This window comes from Neopoerus faecalis (assembly GCF_029218125.1).
Lineage (GTDB): Bacteria > Bacillota > Clostridia > Oscillospirales > Oscillospiraceae > Oscillibacter > Oscillibacter faecalis_A.
Genome location: NZ_JARFXX010000009.1, coordinates 48,841 through 73,102 on the forward strand (window position 1 = coordinate 48,841; position 24,262 = coordinate 73,102).

At 59.8% G+C, this 24,262-nt stretch carries 23 protein-coding genes; 15 read left to right on the plus strand and 8 right to left on the minus strand.

Annotated elements, in window-relative coordinates; all coding sequences use genetic code 11:
- The first annotated feature begins 11 nt into the window (after positions 1–11).
- Positions 12–1,481, plus strand: a complete 1,470-nt coding sequence (locus tag PY311_RS10420) for a TrkH family potassium uptake protein (protein WP_286148620.1) — start codon at positions 12–14, stop codon at positions 1,479–1,481.
- Positions 1,482–1,539: 58 nt separating this feature from the next.
- On the opposite strand, the gene gdhA is transcribed toward PY311_RS10420, so the two are convergent.
- Both gdhA and PY311_RS10430 read right to left on the minus strand, forming a co-directional pair.
- Entirely contained in the window at positions 1,540–2,889 is a 1,350-nt protein-coding gene (gene gdhA, locus PY311_RS10425; RefSeq protein WP_286148622.1) for an NADP-specific glutamate dehydrogenase, read from the minus strand.
- A gap of 177 nt (positions 2,890–3,066) precedes the next feature.
- Positions 3,067–3,846, minus strand: a complete 780-nt coding sequence (locus PY311_RS10430; protein ID WP_286148623.1) for a TIGR04255 family protein — start codon at positions 3,844–3,846, stop codon at positions 3,067–3,069.
- Positions 3,847–4,029: 183 nt separating this feature from the next.
- Between PY311_RS10430 and PY311_RS10435 the strand changes: the two genes are divergently transcribed.
- Positions 4,030–4,830 carry a cell wall hydrolase gene (locus tag PY311_RS10435; RefSeq protein WP_286148624.1) on the plus strand — a complete coding sequence of 267 codons (801 nt, stop codon included), beginning with the start codon at positions 4,030–4,032 and terminating at the stop codon, positions 4,828–4,830.
- A gap of 58 nt (positions 4,831–4,888) precedes the next feature.
- On the opposite strand, the gene ade is transcribed toward PY311_RS10435, so the two are convergent.
- Complete coding sequence (ade, locus tag PY311_RS10440; RefSeq protein ID WP_286148625.1) at positions 4,889–6,613, minus strand: adenine deaminase; 1,725 nt, start codon at positions 6,611–6,613, stop codon at positions 4,889–4,891.
- 257 nt (positions 6,614–6,870) lie between these two features.
- Between ade and polA the strand changes: the two genes are divergently transcribed.
- The 4 genes from polA to tsaD are packed head-to-tail and all read left to right on the plus strand — an operon-like array spanning position 6,871 to position 11,645.
- On the plus strand, positions 6,871–9,522 hold the full coding sequence (gene polA / locus PY311_RS10445) for a DNA polymerase I (RefSeq protein ID WP_286148626.1): 2,652 nt from the start codon (positions 6,871–6,873) through the stop codon (positions 9,520–9,522).
- 15 nt (positions 9,523–9,537) lie between these two features.
- Positions 9,538–10,026 carry a ribosomal protein S18-alanine N-acetyltransferase gene (rimI, locus tag PY311_RS10450; RefSeq protein WP_286148627.1) on the plus strand — a complete coding sequence of 163 codons (489 nt, stop codon included), beginning with the start codon at positions 9,538–9,540 and terminating at the stop codon, positions 10,024–10,026.
- A complete protein-coding gene (locus tag PY311_RS10455) occupies positions 10,001–10,594 on the plus strand; it encodes a GNAT family N-acetyltransferase (protein WP_286148628.1) in 594 nt (197 codons plus the stop codon). Before rimI ends, PY311_RS10455 begins: the two co-directional genes overlap by 26 nt.
- A 43-nt stretch (positions 10,595–10,637) precedes the next feature.
- The gene (gene tsaD / locus PY311_RS10460) at positions 10,638–11,645 is read left to right on the plus strand and encodes a tRNA (adenosine(37)-N6)-threonylcarbamoyltransferase complex transferase subunit TsaD (protein ID WP_286148629.1); all 1,008 of its coding nucleotides are present in this window, start codon (positions 10,638–10,640) and stop codon (positions 11,643–11,645) included.
- 54 nt (positions 11,646–11,699) lie between these two features.
- On the opposite strand, the gene PY311_RS10465 is transcribed toward tsaD, so the two are convergent.
- Entirely contained in the window at positions 11,700–12,485 is a 786-nt protein-coding gene (locus tag PY311_RS10465) for a hypothetical protein (RefSeq protein ID WP_286148631.1), read from the minus strand.
- A gap of 150 nt (positions 12,486–12,635) precedes the next feature.
- Between PY311_RS10465 and spoIID the strand changes: the two genes are divergently transcribed.
- The 5 genes from spoIID (at position 12,636) to PY311_RS10490 (ending at position 18,359) form a co-directional block, all read left to right on the plus strand.
- Positions 12,636–13,661, plus strand: a complete 1,026-nt coding sequence (spoIID, locus tag PY311_RS10470) for a stage II sporulation protein D (RefSeq protein ID WP_286148632.1) — start codon at positions 12,636–12,638, stop codon at positions 13,659–13,661.
- A 68-nt stretch (positions 13,662–13,729) separates the two neighbouring features.
- Entirely contained in the window at positions 13,730–14,815 is a 1,086-nt protein-coding gene (locus tag PY311_RS10475; RefSeq protein WP_286148633.1) for a polysaccharide deacetylase family protein, read from the plus strand.
- 89 nt (positions 14,816–14,904) lie between these two features.
- Positions 14,905–15,612: a response regulator transcription factor gene (locus tag PY311_RS10480; RefSeq protein WP_286148634.1), complete on the plus strand. Its 708-nt coding sequence runs from the start codon at positions 14,905–14,907 to the stop codon at positions 15,610–15,612.
- Positions 15,609–17,063: a sensor histidine kinase gene (locus tag PY311_RS10485; protein WP_286148635.1), complete on the plus strand. Its 1,455-nt coding sequence runs from the start codon at positions 15,609–15,611 to the stop codon at positions 17,061–17,063. Before PY311_RS10480 ends, PY311_RS10485 begins: the two co-directional genes overlap by 4 nt.
- A 15-nt stretch (positions 17,064–17,078) precedes the next feature.
- Positions 17,079–18,359: a S1C family serine protease gene (locus PY311_RS10490; protein ID WP_286148636.1), complete on the plus strand. Its 1,281-nt coding sequence runs from the start codon at positions 17,079–17,081 to the stop codon at positions 18,357–18,359.
- Between the two features lie 56 nt (positions 18,360–18,415).
- On the opposite strand, the gene PY311_RS10495 is transcribed toward PY311_RS10490, so the two are convergent.
- The 4 genes from PY311_RS10495 to PY311_RS10510 form a co-directional block, all read right to left on the minus strand.
- Positions 18,416–18,796, minus strand: coding sequence for a TSUP family transporter (locus tag PY311_RS10495; protein ID WP_286148637.1), 381 nt, complete (start codon positions 18,794–18,796; stop codon positions 18,416–18,418).
- Positions 18,793–19,146, minus strand: coding sequence for a TSUP family transporter (locus tag PY311_RS10500; protein ID WP_286148638.1), 354 nt, complete (start codon positions 19,144–19,146; stop codon positions 18,793–18,795). Before PY311_RS10500 ends, PY311_RS10495 begins: the two co-directional genes overlap by 4 nt.
- Before the next feature lie 82 nt (positions 19,147–19,228).
- A complete protein-coding gene (locus PY311_RS10505; protein ID WP_286148639.1) occupies positions 19,229–19,417 on the minus strand; it encodes a DUF1540 domain-containing protein in 189 nt (62 codons plus the stop codon).
- Positions 19,418–19,494: 77 nt separating this feature from the next.
- Positions 19,495–20,316, minus strand: a complete 822-nt coding sequence (locus PY311_RS10510) for a polysaccharide deacetylase family protein (protein ID WP_286148640.1) — start codon at positions 20,314–20,316, stop codon at positions 19,495–19,497.
- Between the two features lie 128 nt (positions 20,317–20,444).
- Between PY311_RS10510 and PY311_RS10515 the strand changes: the two genes are divergently transcribed.
- The 4 genes from PY311_RS10515 (at position 20,445) to PY311_RS10530 (ending at position 24,262) form a co-directional block, all read left to right on the plus strand.
- Positions 20,445–21,143 carry a DNA/RNA non-specific endonuclease gene (locus PY311_RS10515; protein WP_350309732.1) on the plus strand — a complete coding sequence of 233 codons (699 nt, stop codon included), beginning with the start codon at positions 20,445–20,447 and terminating at the stop codon, positions 21,141–21,143.
- Positions 21,140–21,823 (plus strand): 3'-5' exonuclease, encoded by a 684-nt coding sequence (locus PY311_RS10520; protein ID WP_286148641.1) that lies wholly within the window; start codon positions 21,140–21,142, stop codon positions 21,821–21,823. Before PY311_RS10515 ends, PY311_RS10520 begins: the two co-directional genes overlap by 4 nt.
- 160 nt (positions 21,824–21,983) lie before the next feature.
- Positions 21,984–22,607: a TetR/AcrR family transcriptional regulator gene (locus PY311_RS10525; RefSeq protein WP_286148642.1), complete on the plus strand. Its 624-nt coding sequence runs from the start codon at positions 21,984–21,986 to the stop codon at positions 22,605–22,607.
- Between the two features lie 11 nt (positions 22,608–22,618).
- Positions 22,619–24,262 (plus strand): RND family efflux transporter, encoded by a 1,644-nt coding sequence (locus PY311_RS10530; protein WP_286148643.1) that lies wholly within the window; start codon positions 22,619–22,621, stop codon positions 24,260–24,262.

Genomic DNA, 24,262 nt, shown 5'->3' on the forward strand with positions numbered 1-24,262 from the left:
GAGGAGGCACTATGAATATACGCATGATCGGCTTTGTGCTGGGGCGAATCCTGCTGGTGGAGGCGGGACTTCTGACCCTGCCGCTGGCCGTGGCGCTGCTGTACAGGGAACCGGCCATGCCGTGGCTGATCACCATGGCGGCGCTGGTAGTTTGCGGCGCACTTTTGAGCTTCCGAAAGCCGGAGCGCACCGCCCTTTACGCCAAGGACGGCTTTGCTGCCGTGGCGCTGGTGTGGCTGCTGATGTCCGCCTTTGGAGCGCTGCCCTTTGTGCTTTCGGGGGACATTCTCCATTACGTGGACGCCTTTTTTGAAACGGTCTCCGGCTTTACTACCACCGGAGCCAGTATCCTCCCGGCAGTGGAACCGCTGAGCCGGGGCAGCCTGTTCTGGCGCAGCTTTACGCACTGGGTTGGCGGCATGGGCGTACTGGTGTTCGTCATGGCGATTTTACCCATGAGCGACGGACATACCATGCATATCCTCCGTGCGGAGATGCCCGGCCCCACGGCGGGCAAGCTGGTGAGCCGCATGAGCGACACGGCAAAAATCCTCTACGGCATTTATTTTGTGATGACAGCGGTTATGATTTTGCTGCTGGTGCTGGGGGGCATGGATTTGTTTGATGCCTGTATCCATGCCTTCGGCACGGCGGGCACCGGCGGCTTTTCCAGCCGGAACGCCAGCGTGGGGGCCTACAACAGCGCGTATATCGACATTGTCACCGGTATCGGGATGCTGGCCTTCGGCGTCAATTTTAATCTGTACTTTTTCCTGCTGGTGCGCCGCTTTCGGGAGGTGCTCCGCTCCGAGGAGCTGTGGGTGTATCTCGGCATCGTGGCGGCGTCCACAGCGGCCATTGCCGCCAACATCCTGTCGCTGTACGGCTCTGTGGGAACGGCGCTGCGCCACACTTTCTTTCAGGTGTCCTCCGTTATCACCACAACCGGCTACGCCACAGTGGATTTCGGGCAGTGGCCGGTTTTTTCCAAAACAGTGCTGGTGCTGCTGATGTTTGTGGGCGGCTGCGCCGGTTCTACCGCCGGCGGATTGAAGGTCACGCGCATCGTCACCTTGGCAAAGGCCGCTGTAATGGATATGCGGAAGATGCTGCATCCCAATGCCGTGATCAATGTGCGGATGGAGGGCCGCGCCCTGCCGGAAAAACAGGTGCGGGGCGTGCAGGCGTATCTTTCCATCTACATACTGATTTTATGCGGCTCATGGCTGCTGCTGAGTCTGGCGGGCTTTGATGAGCTGACAACCTTTACCGCTGTTGTGACCTGCATCAATAACGTCGGCCCGGGACTGAACATGGTGGGCCCCACCGGGAATTTCGGTTTCTTTGCCCCGTGGGCCAAGCTGCTTTTGAGCTTTGATATGCTGGCGGGACGGCTGGAGCTGTTCCCCATGCTGCTGCTGTTCGCCCCCTCCATCTGGCGTGGGAGCCATGTGCGGAGATCCACCCTTGAGCATTTATAAAAAATACAGGACAGGGAAATTGTTCCCTGTCCTGTATTTTTTGTGTGTGATGTTAAGCTCAGACAAGACCCTGCGCCAGCATGGCCTCGCTGACCTTCTTGAAGCCGGCCAGATTGGCACCGGCTACGAGGTTGCCATCAAGGCCGTATTCCTTGGCGGCGTTATTGATGTTGTGGAAGATGTTCACCATGATGCCGTGGAGCTTGGCGTCCACCTCCTCAAATGTCCAGGAGTAGCGCATGGAGTTCTGGCTCATTTCCAGTGCGCTGACCGCCACGCCGCCGGCGTTGGCCGCCTTGGCGGGCGCGAACAGCAGACCGGCCTTGCGGAAAATGTCGATGGCGGCGGGGGTGGAGGGCATATTGGCGCCCTCGGCCACGGCCATGGCGCCGCCTTTGACGATGTTTTCGGCCTCGGCCACGTCGATCTCATTCTGAGTGGCGCAGGGCAGGGCAATGTCGCAGGGGATGGTCCAGATGCCGCGGCAGCCCTCGGTATAGGTGCTGCCGGGGACCTGTGCGGCATATTCCTTGATGCGGCCGCGCTTGACGAGCTTGATGTCCTTGACAACGTCCAGCTTGATACCGTCCGGGTCATGGATATAGCCGTTGGAATCGCACATGGCGACAACCTTAGCGCCGAGAGCCGTGGCCTTTTCGCAGGCGAAGATAGCCACATTGCCGCTGCCGGAGATCACCACGGTCTTACCGGCAAAGCTGTCGCCCTTCAGCGTCTTGAGCATCTCCTCCGTGAAATAGCACAGGCCGTAGCCGGTGGCCTCGGTCCGGGTAAGAGAGCCGCCGAAGGTCAGGCCCTTGCCGGTGAGGACAGAAGCCTCGCTGGCGTTCTTCAGGCGCTTGTACTGGCCGAACAGGTAGCCAATCTCGCGGCCGCCCACGCCGATATCACCGGCGGGCACATCCGTGAACTGGCCGATGTGGCGGTAGAGCTCCGTCATAAAGCTCTGGCAGAAGCGCATGACCTCGGCATCGGACTTGCCCTTGGGGTCAAAGTCGCTGCCGCCCTTGCCGCCGCCGATGGGCAGGCCGGTGAGGCTGTTTTTCAAAATCTGCTCAAAGCCGAGGAACTTCAGAATGGACAGGTTCACCGTGGGGTGGAACCGCAGGCCGCCCTTGTAGGGGCCGATGGCGGAGTTGAACTGCACCCGGAAGCCCCGGTTCACCTGTACCTTGCCGGAATCGTCCGTCCAGGGCACGCGGAACATAACGGTACGCTCCGGCTCTACAAAGCGCTCCAGAATGCCGTTGGCCTCCAGCTCGGGATGACGCTCCACCATGGGCTGAAGCCCCTCCAGCACCTCGTAGACCGCCTGATGAAACTCCTTCTGATCGGGGTCACGGGCCAGAATCTGGTCATAGACCCGCTTGCAATACGCATTGTTCAGCATGGGAAATTCTCCTTTCAAAAGTAGTGCGGGAAATATTTCACGCATTATCTTATCAAATCAGGGTCCGGCTGTATAGAGTATTTTTCACCGAAATCCGATTATTTTTCAAAAAATTCACAGCAAAAAAAAGCCCCTGCTGTCCGAGTGCGGACAACAGGGGCAAAAAGTGTGTGCGAATCAAACGCGGCCCATGGCCTGACGCAGTGTGTCGGTCACAGCGCCCTCGAAAATGCGGGTGGAGTGACCATGCAGCGTTTCCAGAGCCGGGGCGGCCAGACCGCAGGGCGTATTGCCGCTCATGGAGAGGTCCATGTCCAGAATAAACTTCACCTCCGGGTCCTGCGGCGCGTTGGGTGTGTTGTTTTTAAGATGGGCGGTACCGGCGTGAATCTTGGCGGCGCTGCTGGAATCCAGCTTGAGCTGTACATCAAGACCCGCCACGGGGACGCGCTCCTCGTCCACATCCAGCTCCGCCAGAACACCCAGATACGGCGGGGTGAACAGCTCACGCCACGGCGTATCCTCCAGCCCCAGCGCGTTCCGGGAAACGATATTGAGATACCGCAGACCCACCCGCTGGAAATAGGCGGGCTTATAGAGCTGGATGAATGTTGCAAGGGGCTTGTCCAGCATCCGGGCAAACTCCTCCCAGCCGGGGTAGGACAACGTGGAGAGAGCGATGAAATCCCGGGTGAGGTTCAGCTTCCAGCGCCCGTCCTGTGAGAGAAAATGGTAATTGGTCACCGGAGCCTGCGGCTCGGGCTTGCCGTTTACCACCCGGGGCGGCAGTTGGTCCTGTCGGCGGGCGTACTGGGGAAAGTCCTCCCGGACAGCCTCCTGAAAATCGGCAGGCTCCGTATTGTTGATGGTGAGAATCGTGGGGAAGCGAAGCTGGCAGATGACCTCATGGGCCAGCGGCTTTTCATAGTGTGTGCGGGGACGGTCGGAAAACAGCATAATCAACACTCCTTTTGCAGTGTCATAAATGAGATGCTGTTATTGTAATCCCTGCGGCGGAAAAAGTCAATGTGAGGGGGGACTGGAAGCCTCTGCCGCTGTTTCCAGCTTTTGAGGGTTGTTTCCTGCCCTTGCCGTTGGGTACAATAAGGTTACAAAATGGTAACAGAAAGGAAAAGAGACATGAAACAGAGAATTTTCCAACGTTTGCTGATGACAGCGGCCGTTGCCGGACTTCTGACTGTGGGTGCTCACGCCGCCCGCCGGAGCGTACCGGTGCAGGTGGACGCCGACACGCTGCCGGTGCGCGGCTATGTGGACAGCGGCGTGACCTATGTGCCGCTGCGGGCGCTGCTGAATGGGCTGGACGCCGGTTGGCGCGTGTGGTGGGACAGCAGCGCGGGACAGGCCGCGGCGGAAAGTGAAGATGATACGCTCCGAGCAGACCCGGCAGCGGACACCCTCACCGTCAACAGCCGCACGTTCCATGGCCGGGTGACGGTGGAAAACGGCGTGACCTACGTGCCGCTGCGAGCGGTGTGCGAGGCGCTGGGGTGCACCGTGGAGTGGGATGCGTACTCAGGCGGCGCGGCGGTGACCTCCCCCGGCGCGGCCTGCAACGCCTCTGAGCTTTACTGGCTGGCCCACATTATCTACGCTGAAAGCGGAGCGGAGTCCATGACAGGGCAGATCGCCGTGGGAAATGTCATTTTGAACCGGGTGGCGAGTCCGCAATTCCCGGATACCGTGCAGGCCGTGATTTTTGACCGGAAGGACGCGGTCCAGTTTGAGCCGGTGGGAAACGGACGCATTTATCAATCACCCTCCGAGACTTCCGTGGAGGCGGCGCGGCAGGCGCTGGCGGGGGAAAACATCATCGGCGATGCTCTGTATTTCTACGCCCCGGCGCTGTCGCAGGGGGTGTGGATCAACGCCAACTGCACCTATCAACAGACCATCGGCTGCCACCGGTTTTACCTCTGATTGAGCGGCAAAAAGCCTGCCTCTGCTGACGTAGAGGCAGGCTTTTCATATTCCGGCGTTATACGTAGCTCTGGGTGGTGACATCGAACACGCCCCGGGTGGTGATTCGCAGAGAGGGGATCACCGGCAGGGCCATGAAGCTCAGAGTCATGAAGGGATCAATGCCGGGGCCGACGCCGAGACTGTGGGCCACGGCCTTGGCCCGCTCCAGCTTTTCGTTCACAACGGCCAGCGGCTCATCGCTCATGATTCCGGCAATGGCCAGCGGTACCTCAGCGGCGGGGCGGCCATCGTCCCACACCACGATGCCGCCGTTCAGCTCCACCACCCGGTTCACGGCGGCGGCCATGTCGGCTTCGGTGGTGCCGACTACGATGATGTTGTGGGAATCGTGAGAAATAGAGGTGGCCACCGCGCCGGACCTCAGGCCGTAGCCCTGCAAATAGCCGATGCCGATGTGGTGCGTATTCTTGTGCCGCTCCACCACGGCAATCTTCAGCACATCATACTCCGTGTCGATGCGGTCGGAGTACCCGGCGTCCGCCGTGGTGATCTCACCGTTCACCATGCCGATGACGCCCCGGGGCCGCTTTTCCACAAAGTCCTCCGCCGTGAGGGTCGCCACATGGAACGTTCTGTGGGCGCGCTCCACCAGATAGGCATCTACCTCCGGGGCGGGGAAGTCCCGCATTTGGCCGTGGTCCACCATGAGCACGCCACGCTTGTAGACCTGTTCGATCTGGAAGGAATCGAAGCTGTCGATGATGACAAAGTCCGCCAGATAGCCGGGGGAGATACCGCCCCGGTTGTTCAGCAGAAAATACCGGGCAGCGTTGTGGCAGGCCACCTTGACCGCGGTGATGGGGTCGGCCCCAAGGGCGATGGCCCGCTTTACAATATAGTCGATGTGGCCCTTTTCCAGCAGGTCATTGGGGTGTTTATCGTCCGTGCAGAACATACAGCGGTCAGCATACTTGCCGGTGAGCAGGGGCATGAGGGCCTCCAGGTTCCGGGCGGCGGTGCCCTCCCGAATCATGATGAATTGTCCCCGCTCCAGCTTGGCAAGGGCATCATTTATATCGTGGCACTCATGGTCGGAATAAACGCCGGCGGCGATGTAGGCGTTGAGGTCATTGCCCTTCAGGTCCGGGGCGTGACCGTCGATCTTTTTGTGGTGGGCCTGCGCCGCCACGATTTTTTCCACGGTCTGTTCGTCCCCGTTGATGGCGCCCACAAAGTTCATCAGTTCCGCAAGGCCCTGTACCCGGGGATGGTCATAAAAGCTGTCAATAGCCCGGTAGTCCAGAATGGCACCGGATTCGTCCAGCGGCGTTGCCGGGACACAGGAGGGTAGCATGAACCGCACATCCACCGGCAGGCCCTCTGTGGCCTGGAGCATATACTCGATTCCGTCGGTTCCCATAACATTTGTGATCTCATGGGGGTCCGTGACAACGGTGGTGGTGCCGTGGGGCAGCACCGCCTTGACAAATTCCGTGGGGCTGACCAGCGAGCTTTCCAGATGGATATGGGCGTCCAGAAAGCCGGGGAGGACGATTTTCCCGGTGCAGTCCACCTCTGTTTTGCCGTGATAGCTGCCCATGCCGACAATGAGCCCCTCTGTCACGGCAATGTCCATGGTGGAAATTTCGTTGGAAAAGACGTTGACAAAGGCGGCGTTTTTCAGCACCAGCTCCGCCGGCTCCCGTCCGGCGGCAGCGGCAATGATTCGCTGCTTTTTCAGCAGCCTGCGGTTGATTTTCCCGGCGTAGCTTTCCGTCATGAGACCGCTCCCTTCCGCTTATATCAGCTATTATAAAAAATAATGCACCTCTTGGCTGAAGTATACTGAAAAAAACGTGCCCTGTCCACAAAAAAGCATAGGGATATCCGCCAAAATTTCCGACTGATTTTCGGCATTCTATCCCGTCAGCGGAGGCGAGCGGAAAAATCCGGCCTTTTCCAACGGAAGCCGTTGCGAATGGCTGGGAAATGGGGTATAATAAATCCAATTATGCGATTATCACCGGAGGTTTTCCCATGAAGTGCATGGTCATAGACGGTAATTCCATCATCAACCGGGCCTATTACGGCATTCGCCCGCTTTCCAACCGGGAGGGGCTGTTCACCCACGCGATCTTCGGCTTTCTTACCACGTTGTTGCGTCTGCGGGACGAGGAGCAGCCGGACGCGCTGTGCGTCACATTTGACGTCCACGCTCCCACGTTCCGCCACAAGGCGGACGAGGACTACAAGGCCACCCGCAAGCCCATGCCGGAGGAGCTTCGGATGCAGGTGCCGGTGCTCAAGGAGGTGCTGGACGCCCTGAACATTCCCCGCTACGAAATGGAGGGCTGGGAGGCCGATGACCTCATCGGCACCATTTCCAGAAGGTGCGAGGCGGCGGGCTGGGACTGCGTGGTGGTGACGGGCGATAAGGATTCCCTTCAGCTCATCACGGAGCACACCAAGGTGAAGCTGGTCTCCACCCGTATGGGCCAGACCACCACAAAGGACATGACCCCGGAGACTTTCCGGGAGCAGTATGGCTTTGACCCCATACACATGATCGATTTGAAGGCCCTGATGGGAGACGCCTCCGACAATATTCCCGGCGTGCCGGGCATTGGGGAAAAGACCGCCATGGACCTTATTCAAAAATACGGCAGCATTGACGCCGTTTATGAAAAGCTGCCGGATATTGACGCCAAGCCCGCCGCCATCAAAAAGCTGACGGCGGGAGAGAACGCCGCCCGCCATTCCTACTGGCTGGCCACCATCGTCACCGACGCGCCGCTGTCCTTCGACCCGGCGGAAAACCGGGTGCGGGAGCCGTCACCGGCGGCATATCCCCTGTTTTTGAAGCTGGAATTTTCCAAGCTGATCGAAAAAATGGGCTTGCGTCCGGAGGAAACGGCCCCGGCGGATGCCGTGCCGGACGTCACCGTGACGGCGGAGCGGATCACGGAGGAATCCCGTGCCCGGGAGGTGCTGGAACTGTTCCGCAAGGCGGATCATGTGACGGTGCTGGCCCTGCCGGACCTCTCCGGGGTCATTGCGGACTGCGATACCGGGGCGGATACCGCCCTGTCGGCGGAATTTTTCTTCGAGCGCTACACCGGCGACTGGAACGCGCTGCTGAACGCCCTGTTCGCCACCAACATTAAAAAAGTGAGCCATAACGTCAAGGACCTCATGCGGACGCTGCTGGAAAACGGCCTGAACGCAGAGGGCTTCATGTTCGACACCGCTCTGGCCGCCTATCTGGTGGACGCCACCAGCGGCAAATATGAAATCGGTCAGCTGTTCGCTGGGTATTTCCACACGGAGCTGGTAAAGCCGGTCCATCTGGAACCGGATGCCTTCTCCTTGCTGGGGGATGTGACGGCGGCGGAGGCTGCCTTCCACAGCTACACCAGCGCCGTGGACGCCCTTTATGAAGTGCTGGCTCCCAAATTGAAGGAGCTGGACCTCTGGGAACTGTACACCACAGCAGAACTGCCGCTGTGCCGGGTGCTGGCGGAAATGGAACTGGCGGGGTGCCGGGTGGACAAGGGGGCGCTGGTGTCCTTCGGGGAGATGCTCTCCGAAAAGGCCGCCGCTCTGGAACAGAATATTTACAATATGGCTGGGGAGGAATTCAACATCAACTCCCCCAAGCAGCTGGGAGAGATTTTGTTCGGCAAGCTGGGCCTGCCACACGGCAAGAAAACGAAAACCGGCTGGTCCACCAACGCCGATGTGCTGGAAAAGTTGCGGTACGAGGCCCCCATCGTGGGGGCGGTGCTGGAATACCGGCAATACGCGAAATTGAAGTCCACCTACGCCGAGGGCCTTTTGAAGGCTATGGACCCGGACGGGCGCATCCGCACCCGATTCCAGATGACCGTTACCGCCACCGGGCGGCTGAGCTCCACAGAGCCGAATTTGCAGAACATCCCCACCCGGACGGATTTAGGCAGCGAGATCCGCCGGATGTTTATCCCGGCGGAGGGCTGTGTGCTGGTGGACGCGGACTACTCCCAAATTGAATTGCGTCTGCTGGCCCACATCTCCGGAGACGAGGCCATGCAGGCGGCATTTACCTCCGGCACGGATATCCACACCGCCACGGCGGCCCAGGTGTTCCATGTGGCCCCCGCCGAGGTGACTCATGAGATGCGCCGCCGTGCCAAGGCCGTGAACTTTGGTATTGTATACGGCATTTCCGCCTTCTCCCTGAGCCAGGACATCGGCGTGACGGTAGCGGAGGCCAAGGCGTATATGGAGGCGTATTTCGCCACATTCCCCGGCGTGCGGCGGTACATGGACAGCGTAGTGGCGCGGGCGAAGGAGCAGGGCCATGTGGAAACGCTGTTCCACCGGCGGCGGGAACTGCCGGAGATCAAGTCCTCCAACTTCAATATGCGCTCCTTTGGGGAGCGGGTGGCACTGAATATGCCCATTCAGGGCACGGCGGCGGACATTATGAAGCTGGCTATGGTGGCCGTGGAGAAACGGCTGAAACGGGAACTGCCGGAGGCCAAGCTGGTCTTGCAGGTCCACGATGAGCTGATCGTGGAGTGCCCGGAGCCGCAGGCGGCGGCCGCGGCAAAGCTGCTGGAGGAGGAAATGGAGCAGGTGGCCCATCTGTCCGTCCCCCTGACGGCGGAGGCCCACTGGGGCCGCAACTGGCTGGAGGCCAAGGGCTGATCAAAGGAGTAAAAAATGGAAGCTGAAAAAATGCACGTCCGCATTGTCCCCATGACTGCGGACCATCTGGACGAGGTGGCGGAGCTGGAGCGGGTCTGCTTTACAACGCCGTGGAGCCGAAATATGCTGGCAGAGGAGCTGGACAATTACCTCTCCGCCTTTCTGGTGGCTCTGGATGACAATGATAAAGTGGCAGGCTATGCCGGCTTACAGGCGGTGCTGGACGAGGGGTACATCACCAATGTGGCGGTCCGGCCGGACTGCCGCCGGCAGGGCATCGCGGGAAAGCTCCTGCAGGTCTTTCTGGACTTTGCCAAGGGCAACCACTTGGCGTTTTTGTCGCTGGAGGTGCGGGCTTCCAACTATGACGCCATTGCCCTTTACGGCAGCCGGGGCTTTCGCAGCGTGGGCCGTCGGAAAAATTATTATGAGCATCCCAGAGAGGATGCCATCATTATGACCAAGGAGTTTGAACATCATGGAGCTGAGAATCCCGTCAGTTGAACAACTGAGGACGATTTATGACCGGGATCTGAAGGAAGCATTTCCCACAGCGGAATTAAAACCCCTGCGGAATATTGAGAAGAGCTGGACGGAGGGCTGGTACAGACCCTACTGCCTGTTTGACGGGGATAATATCGTGGGCGAGGCGTTTCTCTGGCTGGGCCATCCCGGCTGGGCGCTGCTGGATTATCTATGTGTTTCCAGCGCCCGCCGTAACGGCGGCCTTGGCGCCGTGCTTCTGCAAAAGCTGCGGGAGCGGGAGAGCGGTACCGTGATTTTCGGAGAATCCGAAGCCCCGGAGGACGCCCCGGACGCGGCCATGGCGGCGCGGCGGCTGGGCTTTTATGCCCGGAACGGCCTGCGGACCGCAGGCTATGATACGGAGATGTTCGGCGTGCACTATAAAACGCTGTATCTGGCCGATGGGCCGGTGGACGAGGCGCTTTTGATGCAGGAGCACCGGTTTGTTTACGAAAATACCTTCGCGGCGGACAAATTTCATAAATATGTCCGCATCCCCTTTGACGCCAAGGCCGCGCCGGGACCGAGAGTCCCATGGCAGCAGTGAAAAGCGGCCGTTACGCTGAATAACAAGAGAAAGAAGCGGTACCATGAAAATTTTAGCCTTTGAAAGCTCATGCGATGAGACCGCCGTGGCGGTGGTGGAGGACGGACGCCGAGTGCTGTCGGACGCCATCGCGTCCCAAGCGGACCTCCATGCGCTCTACGGCGGTGTTGTGCCGGAAATCGCCTCCCGCAAGCACGTGGAGGCCATCGCCGCCCTGACGGAAAAGGCCCTTGCGGACGCAGGCTGCACCCGGCAGGATATTGACGCGGTGGCGGTCACCTATGCGCCGGGCCTTATCGGCGCGGTGCTGGTGGGCCTCAGCTTCGCAAAATCCATGGCATTTGGGCTGGGGGTGCCGCTGATTCCGGTGCACCATATCCGGGGACATATCGCCGCGAACTATCTGGCCTTCCCGGAGCTGGAGCCGCCGTTTCTGGCACTGGCTATCTCCGGCGGCAATACGCTCATCGTGGACGTCCGGGATTACACGGATATGAAGATTTTAGGCGCGACCCGGGATGACGCGGCAGGGGAGTGCTTTGACAAGGCGGCCCGGGTGCTGGGCTTGCCGTATCCCGGCGGCGCGCCTATGGATAAGCTGGCGCAGAAATCAAAGGGCGGCGTTTACACCCTGCCGGTGGCCCATGTGGAGGGCGCTCCGCTGGACATGAGCTTTTCGGGTCTGAAAACGGCGGTGGTGAATTTGGCCCACCATGCCGAGCAGGTGGGCCAGCCGTTGGACGCCCCGGCGCTGGCGCGGGATTTCGCGCAGGCAGTCAGCGACACGCTGGTGCCCCGGGCCATGGAGGCCGCAAAGCAGGCGGGAAGGACTGTGATTGCCGCGGCAGGCGGCGTGGCGGCCAATTCTGTCATTCGGGGCGATTTGGAGCGGGCCTGCGCGCAGGCGGGCTATCACCTGTATCTGCCGCCGCTGCGGTGGTGCGGCGACAACGGTGCCATGATCGGTGCACAGGGCTACTATGAGTATCTGGCCGGTCACACGGCGGGCATGGAGCTCAATGCCTACGCCACCCGGGACATCAATGCCTGAGTAAAAAACATCCGCCGCCTGATGCTTCAGGCGGCGGATGTTTTTTTGAAGAAGTCATGCCGCTTCCCGCATGGTCCAGCAAAACCCGGCCAGCGCGGCGGCACCGCCCAGCGTCAGACAGGCGGCGGGGGTAATTCCGTCGGCCAGCAGCGTCAGGGAGCAAATGACGGACAGCCCGGTGTACAGGGTGAACAGCCGGGGATTTCCAGCCTTTACCGTGAAGCCGGAGAGCCGGTAGGAACCGAGAATCAGCGCCATCAGCCCCAGCAGCTCCGGGTAGTAGTGTGACAGCACCGGGTCAACGGAGTCCAGCCGGTAAACAAAGACCAGCCGAATTAGCAGTGAGACCGGAACGGCCAGCAGCGGCAGCGGACTGACCGTCTCCTTCCGGCAGGCCAATAAACCGCAGAACAGACCGGCAGCGGCAGCTATGGACAGTACGCCCATGATGGCGCCGGAGGTGCCGGAGCCGGCAGAGGCGACCATGGAAAGCCCATCCGCCGAAAGAACGGTCTGCCCGCCGGAGACAGCCCGCAGCAGCTCCCATACGCCGGAGAGACCTACCAAAAAGCAGCCGAGGACCGTCAGCGTCAGACATTTTGCGTCCGCGCCGCCGAATTGTGCGGAAAAGGGGGCCTCTGTGCTGCGGGGCAGGCGGCGGGTCAGGAAAATCAGTGCTACCGCAGATAAAAGCAGCAGCAACGGCAGCAGCAGAGTGGGAAGACTGCCGGGAACCGGCAGGCGGGTGTCCGCCTCAAAACCAATATGATTTTGAAGCAGCCGCAGGGCAAGGCACGCTGCCCCGGCAGCCAGAGAGAAAAGAAGCGCACGCTGTTTCATATTCTGTCCTTTCAGGCGGCATCGCCACCGTAACGTTTCATTTTAGTTTTAAAATTATACCACCGTTTTTCCGGCTTGTCCACGCTGCCGCTCATTTTTATGTCGGCCGCCGCATATAGAAAAGAAAACGGACAAGCGAGGGAGAACGGAATGGAGCAATTACTAAGAGAAACACTGTTGGCCTCCGGCACAGCGCTGCTGGGAATCTTTCTTTTGCCGCTGGCGCTGGTGCGGGGACCGGCAGAGGTGGCAGAGCCGCCGCAGACGCCGGCGGCGGATACTGCTTTGGAGCAGACAGAGGAGGCGGAATCGCCTGCCGCGCCGCATGACCGGGAGCGGACGCTGCGGGTGCTGGAGGGCAATACCGTCCGGGAGATGACTATGGAGGATTATTTGTTTGGCGTCACGGCGGCGGAGATGCCCGCCTCCTTCGCGGAGGAGGCGCTGAAGGCACAGGCGGTGGCGGCTCGGACCTACACGCTCTATAAGCTAATCTCCGGGGGAAACCACGGAGATACGGCGGACATCTGCACGGATTCCACCTGCTGTCAGGCATATATCGCCCCGGAAAGCGCCCGGGCGAACTGGGGCGAAAATGCCGAAAGCTATACGGAAAAGATACGCACGGCGGTGGCTGCCACAGACGGTGAGGCCATTTTGTACGGCGGCGTGCCGATTTTGGCGGTGTTCCATGCCAGCTCCGCCGGGCTGACCCGCGCCGCCGGACAGGTGTGGCAGAACGATCTGCCCTATCTTAAACCTGTGGACTCCCCGGAGGCGGCGGAGAGCATTCCCAATTATTATAGCCGTGTGGAATTTTCACCGGCGGATCTGAAGCAGCGATTACTGGCCAAGATTCCAGGGGCGGAGCTGTCCGGCGAGAAAAAGAACTGGCTGAAAAATGCCGTGCGGGACGGTGCAGACAGCGTGGAGACCGTGGAGGTGGGCGGCGTGACCGTCCGGGGGACGGTGGTGCGCGCCGCGCTGGGGCTGCGCTCCGCCTGCTTTGAATGGGAGCTTCAGGACGGAAATTTTGTTTTTTACGTGACAGGTCACGGCCACGGCGTTGGACTCAGCCAGTACGGCGCGGACGCCATGGCGGAGGCCGGGGCCGATTACCGGGAGATTCTCACCCACTACTATACCGGCGTAACGGTGGCGGTCTATGCGGGGTAGGGCTTTACAAGGCCCGCAGGACTGTGGTAAAATATTTTATTCAAATGGTCAGAGGGGAGGAAAGCGGCATGAAAAAACGCGGTGCGGCCCTGCTTTTCTGTCTGCTGCTGGTGCTCCAGCTGGCGCTTCCGGTCCGGGCGGCGGGCAGCGTGTACTTTGTGGCGGCGGAGGCCAGCGTACTGCCTCTGACGGACGCCACCATGCCGTTCTGGTCCGGCGGCTATCTCTATGTACCGGCGTCGGTGTTCACCGGCTTTGATATTTCCATCATCAACAATACGGCAAAGAAAATGACGGTGCTGGAAAAGGACCGGCGGGCGCTCTTGTTCGACTGGGAAAAGGGAACGGCACAGGATGGCGGCGGCCAGGTACTGACGCCGGGGCTCATTCAGTCCGGCGGTAGCGCGTTTGTACCGGCCTCCATAGTGTCAGACTTTTTCGGACTGCAATACTCCGTGACGGAGGTGGCCCACGGGTATCTTGTGTGGCTGCGATCTCCGAATTTCGGCATGACTGCGGCGGATTTTGCCAATGCTGCCACCTACAACATGGAGGAGCGCTACACGGCCTATACCAAGGGGAGCCAGACGCCCTCCACACCGCAGACGCCCTCCGGCACCACAGTCCCGCCCAGCGGTGCCCGCATCCGCCTGTGCATTGAGGCGGACCAGCGGGCCGGCAGTCTGCTGGACGCGTTGGAGCGGGCCAACGGCTGGGCCACATTTTACTGTACGCCGGAATTCATGGAAAATAACGGCGATCTGCTGCGGCGCTTAGCGGTGTCCGGCAGTGCCGTGGGGCTGCTGCTGGACCCGGAGGACCCGGCGGAGAGCTTAGACCAGCAGCTCAAGCGGGGTAATGACGCCCTGTATCGGGCCACGCTGACGCGGACCCGCCTCGTTTATGCCGACGGCGGAGAGGAAACGCTGCAGGCGTTGGAGCAGTTGGGGTATAGCTGCCTGACGCCGGACATGGACCGGACGGACTACAAGCTGGAAAGCGCCGCCAACGCCGCGGCGCTGCTCAAGCGGGTGTCGGCCCGGCGGAGGGACATGTCCGTATGGCTGGGGACCACCGCCTCCGCCGCAGGCGTGAAGGAGTTTGTTTCCTCTGCTCAGCGGGAGGGGCATTACTGCCGCGCCATGACAGAGTAAGATTTACAAATCGTTCAACCAACCGAAGAAAAATTCGGGTATCATAAAGAAAAAACAGGCCGGTGGCCCGCAAAACTGGAGGAGAGCGTATGGGACGCAATATTCTGGTAGTAGAGGATGACAAGAACATTTCCGATCTCATCTATATGTATCTGGTGAAGGAGGGCTTTGACGTCCGCATCGCCGGAGACGGAGGCAAGGCGCTGGAGGAATTTCGGAAAAAGGAGCCGGACCTGATATTGCTGGACATCATGCTGCCGGTGATGGACGGCTGGGCTGTCTGCGCCAAAATCCGGGAGACCAGCAAGGTCCCCATCATCATGCTGACTGCCAAAAGCGAGGTCTTTGACCGTATTCAGGGCCTTGAGATGGGCGCGGACGATTACATCGTCAAGCCCTTTGAGATGAAGGAGCTGATCGCCCGCATCAACGCTGTTCTGCGGCGGATGGAGATTCCCAATGACACCAGCAAAAAGCTGCATTTTGACAAGCTGACCATCGACCTTGATTCCTATGAGCTCATCGTGGACGGAAAGAAGATCGACACACCGCCCAAGGAGCTGGAACTCCTTTACCACCTGGCCTCCACCCCCAACCGGGTCTATACCCGCAATCAGCTTTTGGACGAGGTGTGGGGCTTTGACTACTTTGGCGACAGCCGCACCGTGGACGTACATATCAAGCGTCTGCGGGAAAAGGTGGAGGGCGTCAGTGACCAGTGGGCGCTGAAAACCGTCTGGGGCGTGGGCTACAAGTTCGAGACCGCAGCGGGCCAGAGCGCGGAGAAAAAGGCATGAAGCGTCTGCGGGAACAGTTCCGGGGGCTTTACTGGCGGCAGATGTCCATTACGGTGGGTATGGTGCTGCTGACGCTGGTGCTGCTGGGAACGGTATTCTTCTCTCTAAGCTATAACTATGCCCGGGGGCAAAAGACCGATGAGCTGCTGGAGCGGGCGCAGGTGGTGAGCCGCCTGTCCGTGCGATATCTGGAAAGCGGCCGCTACCTCACCATGGAGGAGCTGCGGCAGGATCAGGTTTTCCAGCAGCTTGCCGCCACGGCGGCCATGATCTCCGATATGGATATTCTGGTGTGCGACGAGGAGGGCCATGTGCTCCTTTCTACGGACGAGACCATGGAGGGCCAGTCTATCACCATACCTGAGGGCGTGATGTCCGCCGTACTGGAGCAGGGAACATGGGCGGGCCGCAGCCGCCTGGACCAGCTCTATGAGAGCAAGCGGTTCGTAGGCGGCGTATCCGTTGTCAGCCCCACCACGGGAAAGGTGCTGGGATCGGTATTCACCGTGTCCTCCGGCGATACGGTGGACGCCCTGTGGCGGACGTTTGCGGGGCTGCTGGTGATGACCGCGCTGGTGGTGCTGATGATCTCCTTTGTGGCCACCTCCGTGACCACCATGCGGCAGATCAAGCCTATCCGGGAAATGGCACAGGCCACCCGCTGCTATGCGGAGGGAGATTTTGACATCCGCATGAACGATTATGGCCGGGACGATGAGATCGGCGAGCTGGCGGCCTCCTTCAACAACATGGCGGAGCGCCTGCAGCAGACGGAGCGACAGCGTCGGGAGTTCATTGCCAATATTTCCCATGAGCTGAAAACGCCCATGACCACTATTGCTGGTTATACGGACGGTATTCTGGACGGAACGATTCCACCGGAAAATGAAAAGCAGTATTTACAGATCATCGCAAATGAGAGCCGCCGACTGAGCCGGCTGGTGCGGCGGATGCTGGATGTCAGCCAGCTTCAGGCCATGGACCCTCTGCGGAACGGCAACCACTTTGACATCTGCGAATCCATGCGCCGGGTGCTGATCTCCATGGAAAAGAAGATCAATGACCGGCATCTGGACGTAGAGGCCGATATTCCTGATGAGCCGATTTTGGTGCTGGGCGATAATGACATGATCACGCAGGTGCTCTACAATCTGCTGGAAAATGCCGCCAAGTTCGCCCGGGAGGGCTCCACGCTGTATTTGGGCGTGGCCATGATGGACGGAAAGGCCCGGGTCACGGTGCGGAACGTGGGCGATACCATTCCCGCCGAGGAGCTGCCGTTGCTGTTTGAACGGTTCCATAAGAGCGACAAGTCCCGCAGCGAGGACAAGGACGGCTATGGGCTTGGCCTTTATATCGTCAAGACCATTTTGCAGCAGCACAAGGAGGACATCAGCGTGACCAGCGAGAACGGCGTGACAACATTTACGTTCTCTCTGCGGGTGGAGTAACGCAGAAAAAGAGGTATGATGGATAAGCGCAGGACCCTGCGGATGCAGGACGAAGTCATTGAGGAATACAGCCGGCCCTTTCCGGGCGAGGTTGTGGAGACCTATACCCGCCCTCTGCCGGTGTCCATGGCGCCCGCAAAGCCGCAGGCGGCAAAAAAACCGAAGCGGCGCCGCTGGCGGGGCTTTCTGCTTCTGCTGGTGATCGCGGCAGGCATTACGGCGGTCATCGGCGGCGGTCAATGGGTACTGGGGATGCTCCGGGGTGCGTATACCGGGGAGTATGATTACTATGACCGAGACTGGCAGGAGGACACAACGGACAGCCCCATCACGATTCCCACCGTGGAGGCGGCTGCGGACGCGGAGCTGACGCTGACAGCGGGCCGGACCAGGACGCTGACCGCGCAGGAGGTCTATCAGACTGTGAAGGATGCCGTTGTGACAGTGGCGGTAGACCTTGGCGGCGGAAAAATGTCCGTGGGAACGGGCATATTGTTCCGGGAGGACGGGTACTTTGTCACCAATCGGCACGTAGTGGCAGGCGGTAGCGCCTGCACGGTGCTGCTGGCGGACGGGACGCCCTATGAAGCAAATTACATTGCCAGTGACGCGGACTATGATGTGGCAGTGCTGAAAATTGATGGGACAGGCTTTCCTACGGCGGATTTCGGCAATTCGGATACACTGGAGGTGGGTGAGACCGTGTATGCTATCGGCACGCCGCTGAACCTGGAAATGGGCGGCACGTTTACCGACGGTATTGTGTCCTCCGTCAACCGGGAAATGCAGCAGACAGCGGGGACCTCCATGCCGCTGATTCAAACGAACGCTGCCCTGAATAACGGCAATTCCGGCGGACCGCTCATCAATTCCTGCGGTCAGGTGGTAGGCATCAACTTTATGAAAATGTATGCCCGCGCATCCACGGTGGAGGGACTGGGCTTCGCCATCCCCTCCGTACAGGTGGAGCGGGTGGTCAACGATCTGCTGACCTACGGCGCGGTGCAGCCGGAGCCGGTTCTGGGCCTGATGGTCCGGCAGCTCCCGGATCAACTGGCGGATAAGCTCTGGGGCATCCGGGTGGAGTCCGTGACCCCCGGCGGCGCGGCGGAGCGGGCCGGAATCCAGGAGGGCGACTATGTGCTGGCGGCAGATGACCGGGAGACCCTCAGCAGCAGCGATGTGCTCAAGGCCCGCTGGCAGCACCACGTAGGGGACACCATGACCATGACGATCTGGCGGGACGGTGAGATTTTCACCGTGACGCTGGAGCTGAAGCAGGCGGTGCAGAACTAAACTGCCCCGCAGCGGCAAACAGACCCGATACAGAAAAAAACCGGCGGCTGAGTTCATCAACCGCCGGACTTTTTTGCACTTTTTTGCGGCAGAAGCAGGGAAATGCCGGAGAGCAGCAGATAGATCCCGAAGGGTCGCTGCAAAATTTCCACATCTACCGCCGTGGCGATCCACGCTCCCAGCAGAGCTGCCGGGACCGCGATAGGAACGGCGGCACGCAGCGTGGGCGTGTCCAGACAGCCGTTTTTTCGGTGGCAGAGCAGGGCTGAAAGAGCTGTGGGGAGAAAGAACAGCAGATTGATGCCCTGCGCTGTCCGCTGGTCAACGCCGAGGAACAGCGTCATCACCAGCAAAAGCAGCGTCCCGCCGCCAACGCCCCATGCGGAGATAACGGCGGCGCCCAGTCCGCAGAGAAAGGGAAGAACAAAGGCGCTCACAGCAGATACCTCACCCCCGCATAGAACAAAAAGGCGGCAAACATCCATTTCAGGAGCTTCACGGAGACTTTTCCGTAGAGCTTTCCGCCCAGCCAGCCGCCGATGGGCCCGCCGATCAGATACGGCAGCGCTGTCATAAGCTCGATTTCACCCCGCCAGAGGTAAACGGCAGCGGACACGGCGCACACCGGGAAAATGACGCCGACACAGGTGGCATACAGGCGGCGCTGTTCCAGCGTCCCAAACCGGGAGAGAATGGGGAGAAACACCATGCCGCCGCCCCCGCCGAACAGGCCGTTGGCAAGTCCGGCGGCGCCGCCGGCGATGCGGGCGGGCCAATTTGACGCCATAGAAGCTACCCCCTGAAAGCAGATAGATGTACATAAAGACGTATGCTTTGGGAGGGGTGCGCTCGCGCCCCTCCCGTGCCGCTTACTTCAGCTCGAAGCTCTGGCAGTCGGTGCACTTGATCTCGGTTGGATTGGTCTCGTGGGTGCCGACGCGGATGGAGGTCAGGCCGCAGTAGTTGGAGTCCTGGCAATGGTGCGCGCAGTTGTTGACGGTGCAGTTGATACTCTGGTTAGGTGTGCACTGGCAGCCGTTGTTGGTGCAGTCCTTCATAATTCGATTCCTCCGGTCAAGATTGATTTTGGCTTGCGCCGCTCCTTAGTGTGACCGGAAAGCGGCGGTCTATGCGCTTAAATTTTTCCATTTGCAGGCTGCAGCTCCGTCAGCGACGCGAAGGTGTAGCCCATGTCCTCCCAGCGCGTCAGCAACTCGTCCAAAATAGCGGCGTTGGTGGAGGAGGTGGAGTGCAGCAGCACAATGGCGCCGTTATGGATGCGGGGCAGCAGCTTGGCGTAGGCCTGCTCCGCCGTGGGCTGCTTGTCCGCGTACCAGTCCACATAGGCAAGGCTCCAGAATACGGTGGTGTAGCCAAGATTGTGTGCCATTTTCAGGTTTTCCTTGCTGTATTTGCCCTGCGGCGGGCGATAGAACCGGGACAGCTCCTGCCCGGTGGTGTCCCGGTACAGCGCGGCAAGGCTGTCCAACTCCTTCTGGAAGGCGGCCTCATCGGCAATGGCGGACATATCCGGGTGGTGGTAGGTGTGGTTGCCTACGATGTGCCCCTCTGCCGCCATGCGGCGGACGATGTCCGGCGCGGATTCGACCATGTGCCCCACCACAAAGAAGGCCGCCGGGGCATTGTGCTTTTTCAGCGCGTCCAAAATCGCTTCGGTATTGCCGTTTTCATAGCCGCAGTCAAACGTGAGGTAAATGACTTTCCGGCTGGTGTCCCCCACGTACCACGCATCGTACTGCGACAGAAATTCCGCCGTGGCATTGCCGACAGGCGTTTGCCCCTCCTCCGGGAAGGACAGGCCCCAGTTATCGGCGGAGACGGGGATGGCGGCGTCCGAGGCGGCGGTCAGGGCAGGGGGCGAGCCGCGGCCAAGAACCCCGGCCAAAGCCAGACACGGCAGCAAAAGCAGAAAAAAGATCTGTAGGCGCTTACGCATAAATGCCCCTCCGTTTGCATAGAAGTCATGAGTAGTCTGTGCGGCGGGGGAAAATTTTATGCGCGGTTGCGAAGCGCGGTGAAAGCTGGTATGATGAAAAGCGAAAAATTTTCCAAAGGAGAAAAACCATGGCAAAAAAGCAACGCGCATCCCGGAAGCCCGGTTGGAAGGAGGCGCTGGTGGTCATCGCGCTGGCAGTTCTGCTGAGCCTGGTGCGGCAGATGTCGACCCCCAGCTATGACATGAGCAGCATCCCGGACTATGACGGGACCAGCGCCTACACCGTGATCGACCGGAACCAGCCCTCCTTCACCGAGGACGAATACACCACTGATTCCTATGAATATTACAGCGATTTGGACAGCCTTGGCCGATGCGGCGTGACAGAGGCCTGCATCGGCGTAGACCTCATGCCGACAGAGGAGCGGGAGAGCATCAGCAAGGTCAAGCCCACCGGCTGGGTGCAGAACCAGTATGACTTTGTAGACGGAAAGAGCCTTTATAACCGCTGCCACCTTATCGGCTTCCAGCTCACCGGCGAGAACGCTAACGAGAAAAACCTCATCACAGGTACGCGGTACATGAATGTGGAGGGGATGCTGCCCTTTGAAAACGAGGTGGCGGATTATGTGGCCTCCACCGGCAACCATGTGCTCTACCGGGTGACGCCGGCTTTTGTTGGCTCCGAGCTGGTGGCCCGGGGTGTGGAGATGGAGGCGTACTCCGTAGAGGACGAGGGCCGCGGCGTGTGCTTCCATGTGTATTGCTACAATGTGCAGCCCGGCGTGGAGATCGATTACGCAACAGGGGAGAACTGGGCGGCATGATGAAGCTGTGGAACGAGTTTGACCGCATGGTGGTCTTTGACACGGAGACCACGGGCATTGAATTTGACCGTGACCGCATTATTGAGATCGGCGCTGTGGCCCTGAAGGAGCAGGGGGAGAGCGGTGATTTCAACGCGCTGATTCGTCTGCCGGAGGGGCGGACCCTGCCGCCGTTCATTACGCAGCTCACCGGCATTACCGATGAACAGCTTGCGCGGGAGGGCGTGGATGACCGCACGGCGGCGGAGGGCTTCTGCCAACTGCTGGAAGGGGCGGAGCGGCCGCTGCTGGTGGCGTATAACGAGCAGTTCGATTTGAATTTTCTCTATCATCTGTTACGCCCGCTGAATTTGGTCTCCGTGCTGAAAAAGCCGCGGTTTTTAGATGCCCTGACGGTGTATCGCGACCGGCGGGACTATCCCCATAAGCTGTGCAACGCCATTGAGGCCTACGGGCTGACGGAGGCGGAAAACAGCCACCGCGCTGTGGATGACGCCCGGGCTACCGTGCTGCTACTGGAGGCCATGGCGGCGGAGCGAGATGACCTGACACAGTACATAGACCTGTTCGGCGTACACCCGAAATACGGTGTCAGCGGGCGGAAGATTGCCTCCGTGACCTACTGTCCCCAGCCATATGACCGGCGGGTGCCATTGTATGAGCTGGCTCATACAATGTGAAGATTCTGTGAACAATCCTGAAAATATCTTGAAATATGACAACCTGACGTTTATGATAGGCGTCAGGTTGTCATATTAAGCAGCCTTAACTGTATGAATAACATAGAACAGTACCGGGCGCCGGTGTGGGATGCGTCCGGCACTGAGAGGGAGCGGTGATTTGCCTACCAGTACATTTTTCAATCTGCGGCCGGAAAAGCAGGAACGGCTGCTGACAGCGGCGGCACGGGAGTTTGCGGCCCAGCCCTTTCACGAGGCGTCCATCAACAGTATGATTCGGGCGGCGGGGATTCCAAGGGGCAGCTTTTATATGTATTTCCGGGATAAGGAGGAGCTGTTTCAATACCTTGTCCGGGAGAGTACGGAGCCGCTGCTGCTGGCATTTCGGGAGCTGCTGACGCGCAGTGGCGGCGATCTGTTCGACGCGATACCGGGCCTGTGCGAGTATTTGCGATCCCATAAGGCGGACCGTGGGCTTGGCGGCATGGGAATGCTGTCCGCAATCGTGGAGCGGAACGGCGAACTGCAAAAAAGCTGCCTGATCGATTTTCTGGATACCCAAGCGGTGCTGGCGCAGCTTGCTGCCGCCGTGAACCCGGACCTGCTGGATATTTGGGAGGCATCTGATTTAGAGCGCATTGTGCGGACAGTGCTGACCGTGGCGCTCCCACTCATATATGATGCAGTTCACACCGAAACGGCGGAGAGCCGGGAGGAGCTTTCAAAAACACTGGAAATTTTAAGGCGGGGCATGGGCGCGAAGCCCGCCGCCGGACATAGATAAGGAGCAGACGTATGGAAGAAATGATGAAGGACACGCAGGCGGCGCAGAGTGCCGCGCAGCCGACTGCCGGTGCACAGGCGGAAAAAAAGCCGCGCTTTTCATTGCCGAAGAGTAAAAAGGGCAAGAAATGGCTGAAGATACTGATTGCCGTGGCAGTTGTGGCGGCCATCGCCGTGGGCTGTGTGGCAAACGCCGCGAAAAAGGCCAACAGCCAGATAGCAGGCGGTTATCTGGTGGCGCAGGCCGTCCGGCAGGACCTTGTGCTGTCCGTGACCGGCACGGCAACGCTGAAGCCTGCCGATTCCTACAATGTCACCACGCTGCTCTCCGGCACCATTGAGGACGCACCCTTTGAGGAGGACGATCAGGTGGAAAAGGGTGACCTTCTGTTTGCTATGGACAGCAGCGACGCTCAGAACCGGGTGGATCAGGCATCCATCTCCGTGTCACAGGCAAAGATCGCCTATCAGCAGGCGTCCGAGGCGGCCAATCCCACCGCCACCATCAGCGGCACCATCAATGAGCTGTATGTCCATAACGGCGACAGCGTGAGCATGGGCTCTCCCATTGCAAAGCTCATTTCCAGCCGCGATTTGACGGTGGATTTCCTGTTCCCCTACGCCAAGCCCACGGATTTCTATGTGGGTCAGCCCGCCTCTGTATACGTGGGGAATTTTGACGCGCCGGTGGATGGTACGGTGGAGTCTGTTTCCAACGAGACCACCCTGACCAGCAACGGCATGAACTCCGTCAGTGTCCGGGTGAAGATCACCAATCCCGGCGGCATTTCCGATGCCTATACGGCCTCTGCCCGCATCGGCGCTTACGCAAGCTACGGCCAGACCTCTATCAACATGGGCGGCTCCACCACGGTGTATGCCTCCGGCAGCGGTACGATTCAAAACCTGAGCAAGCTGGCGGGCAGCACCGTCAAGCAGGGTGAGGTGCTGTGCACAGTCTCCTCCGAGACTGTCCGGGACCAGCTGCAAAACGCACGGCTGAACCTTCAGAACGCGGAGCTGGCCGCCTCTATGGCTGCCGACAGTCTGGATGACTACAACATCACCTCTCAGATCACCGGCCGGGTCATTGAAAAGAATTTCAAGGCTGGCGATAAGGTGGAGGGCATGAACTCCGGCTCTTTGGCCGTGATCTATGACATGAGCTACCTGAAGCTGGAGCTGGCTGTGGATGAGCTGGACATCGGCAAGGTGGCTGTGGGCCAGAGCGTTTCCATCACCGCCGACGCGCTGGAGGGCCAGACCTTCACCGGCGTTGTGGATAAGGTCAGCATCAACGGTACTACCTCCGGCGGTGCTACCAGCTATCCCGTTACCATCGTCATTGAAAATTACGGTGAGCTGAAGCCCGGCATGAATGTTTCCGCCACTATTCAGGGCGATCAAATTCCCAACGCGCTGTGTATCCCCGTGGATGCTGTGAACCGGGGCAACACGGTCACGGTGCCCGGTCCCGGCGCCATGAACGCCGATGGGACCGCCGTTGTGGATATCAGCAAGCTGGAGACGAAGGAGGTCACGCTGGGAAAGAGCGACGGCGACTACATTGAGGTCACCGGCGGTCTGGAGGAGGGCGATACCGTCCTGATTGCAAATCAGAGCTCCAGCATGATGAATATGGTAATGGGGATGTAA